General features: G+C 47.3%; 6 protein-coding genes and 1 pseudogene. All 7 read right to left on the reverse strand.

Going from position 1 to position 5,793, the window contains the following annotated elements; all coding sequences use genetic code 11:
- Positions 1 to 407: 407 nt before the first annotated feature.
- A complete protein-coding gene (locus tag ABYP33_RS16880) occupies positions 408 to 1,661 on the reverse strand; it encodes a lipopolysaccharide biosynthesis protein (RefSeq protein WP_373092320.1) in 1,254 nt (417 codons plus the stop codon).
- Positions 1,662 to 1,759: 98 nt separating this feature from the next.
- Entirely contained in the window at positions 1,760 to 2,614 is an 855-nt protein-coding gene (locus ABYP33_RS16885) for a putative bifunctional diguanylate cyclase/phosphodiesterase (protein ID WP_373092321.1), read from the reverse strand.
- A gap of 223 nt (positions 2,615 to 2,837) precedes the next feature.
- Positions 2,838 to 3,761, reverse strand: a complete 924-nt coding sequence (locus tag ABYP33_RS16890; RefSeq protein ID WP_373092325.1) for an ATP-binding protein — start codon at positions 3,759 to 3,761, stop codon at positions 2,838 to 2,840.
- Entirely contained in the window at positions 3,758 to 4,099 is a 342-nt protein-coding gene (locus ABYP33_RS16895) for a hypothetical protein (RefSeq protein WP_373092322.1), read from the reverse strand. Before ABYP33_RS16895 ends, ABYP33_RS16890 begins: the two co-directional genes overlap by 4 nt.
- Positions 4,100 to 4,140: 41 nt before the next feature.
- Positions 4,141 to 4,515, reverse strand: coding sequence for a hypothetical protein (locus ABYP33_RS16900; RefSeq protein ID WP_373092323.1), 375 nt, complete (start codon positions 4,513 to 4,515; stop codon positions 4,141 to 4,143).
- Positions 4,473 to 5,078, reverse strand: a complete 606-nt coding sequence (locus ABYP33_RS16905; protein ID WP_373092324.1) for a hypothetical protein — start codon at positions 5,076 to 5,078, stop codon at positions 4,473 to 4,475. The genes ABYP33_RS16900 and ABYP33_RS16905 overlap by 43 nt, the downstream gene beginning before the upstream one ends.
- A 501-nt stretch (positions 5,079 to 5,579) precedes the next feature.
- Positions 5,580 to 5,793 (reverse strand): annotated as a pseudogene (locus tag ABYP33_RS16910) (hypothetical protein); the annotation flags it as partial.

The raw sequence follows: 5,793 nt of genomic DNA on the forward strand, positions 1-5,793 counted from the left end.
CAAAGTGACATCGTAGACACGCTTATAAGCGTCACGAACCAGCCAGTCATTAAACTGCTGCAACTGAGTGAACAGAACAACAAGGAACGAAGGTAGGAAGATATTAATTTGCTGTTTGATGGCTTGCATGGCTGTGTGACCTTAGTAATAGATAGACTTGCTATTACTACAGCAACCGCTATGCCAAACCCAAAAACTTTTATAACACACTGTTTTTATTGTACTTTTACATAACCCCTGCACATTAGCTCTTATGCCTAGGTTAGCTTGATTTGCATATTGCAAATCACATCAATAAAAATGTAAGATTGGAAGAACCTTTAGTGGCGGGCTTATCATCAGCGGTAAAAACACCTTCCACAACACGCGGCCACAGCGACGCTGAACCACACTCTTGGCGAAGGTCATTATACGATATTCCGCCCCAGCAACTGCGCGCCGCGAGTGATTGATCGATACACCAACACCAGAAATACCATACTCACCACGCTATAAAGTCCTATCATGCCCAATGCGACTGCAATGCCACCTAAATCAGCCAGAAAGAAAATAGATGCCGCAAAAACTGCAGTAAAGCTGATTGCAAGAGCATTTTCGGCACGCAGCCGGTCTAAGGCTCTGAAATACATACTGCCGGAATCAAAAATCATTCGCGGTATCGCAGACAAACAAAGACAGGTCACCAGTATGGACGCTGGCTGCCACTGCTCACCAAACACAATTGGCACATATATCGGCGCCAGCAATGCCTGACAGAGTATAAGCGGGGCGATTACCATAAGTGCCGTTTTTAAAGCGCCAAAATAACTCTCGGCTACGTTTGCGCGGTCGCGATAGGCATCACACAAGCGCGGCAATAAAGCGGTGTTAAAGCCCGCCGTTAACGAAAGGCTAATCCCTAGACCTGCATTTTTAGCGAAAGCATACAGGCCAAAAACTTCCGGCGATAACACCTTGCCCAAGATAAACATATCAAATTGATTTCGGACATTCTTTAAGCCTTCCGCTAACAGCACCCCGCCAGAATAACGACGCATACTACGCAATTCCGACCACGCAAATTCAAGGCTTGGCCGCCAGTATACTCGGGTATTGATAATCACCACCCAAAGCGAGGCAGCGAGCAATTTTGGCCAAATGACCGACCAAACACCAAAACCCATTAAGGCCAATACCGCCGATAGAACATTGTCAGCAGTCACTGTTAGGCCCATGATTAAACCCGCTTCTTTCATACGGCTACTGCGTTGCAACAGATTAAATTGCACCATCGCGAAGGGGTAAATAAGATGCGTAAAAGCTAATGTTTTCAGCAGATCCTCAAGTATTGGCGCGCCGTACCAGCTACCAATGGCGGGTGCCAAAAAGTACTGTAGCAGGAACATGACAAGACCAATCGCCAGATTTAACCAAAAGACGGTTATTGAGACGGCTCGTAAAGTCATCTCGTCTGCTTTGACAATTAAATTTCCCACGCCATTACTGGCCAGTATGCGAATAATTTCAGCGCTTGCAATGGCAAGTGCGGCGAGGCCGTAGTCATTGAGGGTAAGGTAGCGCGCCAAAATTAAGGTGGTAAGTAAACGTGATACTCTAACCATCATTTCGCCGACGGCGAGCCAACTTAAATTTTTTATAAATGTGCGCTTGACGTCACTCATCGCTGGCTCCGCAATTATTAGTATCTGGCACTTTACAGTACCCGAGCCAATTTCAAGCCTAAATTATAGGCGGTTCAGCATACAATAAGCACACTTGACTAACTTAGTTTAGCTGTCCATTTAGCGATACATTCCGCTATACGCATAGGCTTGGCAAGTAAAAAGCCTTGCGCACTGTCACAGCCCAGCTGTCCAAGTATTTGCATCTGGATTTCGTCTTCAATCCCCTCGGCAACAATATGCAGGCCTAAGCGCTGTGCCATCGCAATTATCGCGCTGCATATTGTAAAGTCATCGTCTTTACGGTGAATACCGTCAACAAAACTTTTGTCAATTTTAAGCCCGTCAATTTTAAATTCCCGTAATAAATTGATAGAGGCGAAACCAGTACCGAAATCGTCAAGCCAAATTTGAATGCCTTCATCTTGAAATGCCCGAAAAGTCCGTGCCGCCACGTCAGCGTTGCGAATTAAGGCTGTTTCAGTTAACTCTAATTTCAATGCTGATGGCGGTATATTCAATTCCATCAACAAAACCATTACCTGTTCGAATACATCACCTGCTACAAATTGCGCCGGCGACAGATTTATTGACATATAGACATCAAGGCCCTGCTGACGCAAGCACTTCAAATCTAACAGTGCTTGACGAAAAATCCATTTACCAATCTCAATGATATCGCCATTCTCTTCCGCGAAGGGAATAAAATCTGCAGGAGACACCAAGCCAAATTCCGGCGACTGGCAGCGAACCAATGCTTCAAACCCCAATAGTTTACCCGTGCCAAGGGCAAACTGCGGTTGATATACCATATAAAAATGGTTCTCGCGAATCGCTTCAGATATGATTTCACCCATGAACTGACTAATATCAGTACCTTTAAACATATAGTCCGTATTCGTAGTCGTAATTAACGCGCCTAAGCCCTGCGTCTTTATCTCAGTAATGCTCATACCCGTCTACCCCTAAGTTCATTTACTCGCTGGCACTTAGCCAGAAAAATTTAAATAATCATTCATGTACTAGGTAGAGCAAGGAAGATGCCAACAAAATATCAACAAAAATACTTTAAAAACAGCAGCTTAAAATAAACACCACCTTAGAAAAGCAATTATTCGTCTCATTTTGCGAATCCGACGCAAATTCATTTTCATATTGCAAATCATAAACGCTGTACTACGACTTGGTATTGAATATGTCCTCCCGCTTTTTCACAATCCATTTATGCATACACCCCAACATGGTGAGTTTATCGACCGGCTTAGCGAGATAATCGTCCATACCCGCCGCAATAAATCGCTCTCGGTCACCCGCCACTGCATTCGCGGTCAGTGCAATAATAAGGTCTTTGCCCTTAGGTTGCCGACGAATGCCTTCATTTGCCGCAATGCCGTCGACATTGGGCATATAAATATCCATCAAAATGAGGTCATACGAAAAGTCTGTGACGGCTTTAATCGCCTCTTCACCGTCGTGCACAATATCGACTGTGTATCCCGTATTTTTTAACATTACCTGAATCACTAATTGGTTGGTCACACCGTTTTCGGCCAACAATACTAAAATGGTTGGCCAAGCCAACTCGCAGGGGAGTAGCGAATCAGTAACAATAGGCGTCGGAGCAGATTCAGTCACCTCACCACGCGGTAGCGTCAAACTCACGGTGAACGTTGCGCCTTTACCTGCAACACCGGTCGCCGTTATATCACCGCCCATCATATTGATTAAGCGCTTGCAGATGACGAGGCCCAGCCCCGTTCCCGAATATCGCCGGCCTGCGCTCGCGTCGAGTTGAGAAAAGGGAACGAACAAGCTATCAAGGTCCGAGTCCTTAAATCCGATACCCGTATCGGAAACCGAGATTTTAAACGGGAGCTCTTCTGCTGCGGTGGCACAAACATAGGCTCGCAAAGTTACGTCACCGCTATCGGTAAATTTAAGCGCATTACTTAGCAAATTTAATAGTACTTGGCGAATACGGCCTTGATCTCCTAATAAGGGAACGCTTAAAGCCTCATCAACATCAATCGAAAATCGTAAGTCTTTGGCCTCTGCGCGCGACTTAAGCAGCTCATAGCTACTGGCGATGGTATCGGTCAGATAAAAGGCTCCCTATCAAGCTCTAGCTTGCCCGCTTCCATCTTACTGATATCGAGTAATCCATTCAGAATCGACAATAATTGTCGCGCCGAATCATTGGCTGTACTGGCATATTGCTGTTGCTCAAAACCAAGTTCACTTTGTAGCGCGTGACGGCTCGCTTGATAAAGTTCACGCATTTTTTCATTACTGAGTGCCCGGCGATCATCGGCGTCATAGACAACGAAACCATCGGGCTGTGCGTCAATTGCGTCACGAAAACGCGTTTCGCTGCGCTCCCGTGCCGAATTCGTCCGTCGTATCGCTAAACGTAACCGTGCTGGCAGGCGTAGCAGCACATAGACTAAATAGGCAACAAACCCAGCGATAATAAAACTAGCTACAATACGCAGCGCAGGCTTACCCAGCCACCACGTGGCACTGCGGCAAGCTCCCAGCTCCCGGCCGGCAAGCTAACTTTGTTTAAGATTGGCTTCTGCGAAAACACACTCGCGTCACCATGAAATACCGAACCGCTGCTACCTAAGGAATCCGAACCACGAATTGCAACCGCGTAGTGTGTCTGCAGCTCGTCGACACCAGCCTCCTCTAGTAGTGTTGCTAAATCGACTAAGATGGTTCCAAAGCCCCAGAAATGTTCACCCACGCCCTGATCTTTCGTAACAAATATCGGTAGGCGGCCGATAAGCGCAACCCCGTCTTGCTTGAATGTCAGTGGGCCAGCGATCCATAGTTTACGGCTCGCAATTGCCATTTCCGCGACCTGTCTGCGACTGGCGTCGCCCATAAGGTAGTGGCCATCGGCCAAACATGCCGTACGCCCCCCTCCGGGGCTAATTGCAAACTGCGGATGCCGCGAATATTATTGCCCAACTCCTCAGCAAAATACCGGAAAGCCTCTTCATCAATGGTTTGCGCCGCATGAACAATGCCACTCAAGCCTTGGACGAGGTAGAGCTTGGCATTTAAGGCCGGCTCTAACTTGCCGCGGACCGGCGCCAGATCCCTAAGCGTTTGCTGTTCAAACGCCGCCAATACACTTTGCTGCCGATGGTAATCGTCGTTGTAAGCAACCAAGAGTCTGGCGAAGAAAACAATCACCGCTGTCATCGCCGCACCAACGCGACTGCTTAGCTGCGCTGAAACGGATTTAATCAATCCGCGAAGTCGCTGGGAGTATGATGGCGACGCCGAGAAATGTACGGTATCGCCACGCTGTACTTCAAGTTCGGCCAATCGGCCTAAGTCTCTGAGTACTTGCAATTCATCATTAGAAAAAACACGGGGCTGCTCGTCCATCACGCAAGGTGTGGGCAATTTTATGACCATCTTCTAATGACAAGGCGAAGCCTGCGTAAAGATGAATATAGGGCACACCGACAACAAGGGGCTTATCGGAAAATCGAGAATCTAACAGGGTCCTTCAACAACAAATACATCACTCGCCTCAATTGTATGGCCACAGAAGGATATATCACACGCAGCCTCATTTTCCTCAATACCTTGCTTGGATTTAAACCATTGACGGTCAGAGTCAACTAGACAAATGAGGGCAATCTTCACCCCAAAATAGTGTTGCGCTAGGCGGGTAATTCGATCAAAACGCTCTTCTGCTCGGGTATCTAATAAACCCAGATTATAAAGCGCCGCGACCCTATTCCGCTCGTCGGCAATCGGCGGCTGTATTTACATGGTCATTCCTATCGATAATCATACCCTCAGTAAGATATTCAAATTAAATTACACCGCCTGACCTTGAAAATGCGCCCATTTTCCGCACCAAGCGATCTGCGGCAGAGCAAGGCATTTAACAAAGGATTAATTATTACGGCCTTCTTGTCCTGGCAGAGTATAGACCCAAGCGTCATCACCGGCATCGGCGGGTAAATTAACTTTAAATGGCGCGGTGAACGGCGCCAGCGCATTTTCGGCAGTATCCGGTGCGTATACCTGGATAGCCTCCTTCAACACTAAAGTCCGAGGCAGGCCGCCGGGTTCGTCTACCGGCTGTGTGGTCTGGGATTCCTCGATA

Origin of the sequence: Zhongshania sp., from assembly GCF_041584495.1 — a bacterium.
Taxonomy (GTDB): Bacteria; Pseudomonadota; Gammaproteobacteria; order Pseudomonadales; family Spongiibacteraceae; genus Spongiibacter.

Excerpts from the sequence above, each read along its gene's own strand:
- ABYP33_RS16880 (WP_373092320.1), bottom strand. The coding sequence starts at position 1,661 with ATGAGTGACGTCAAGCGCACATTTATAAAAAATTTAAGTTGGCTCGCC.
- ABYP33_RS16900 (WP_373092323.1), bottom strand. The coding sequence starts at position 4,515 with ATGGCAATTGCGAGCCGTAAACTATGGATCGCTGGCCCACTGACATTC.
- ABYP33_RS16885 (WP_373092321.1), bottom strand. The coding sequence starts at position 2,614 with ATGAGCATTACTGAGATAAAGACGCAGGGCTTAGGCGCGTTAATTACG.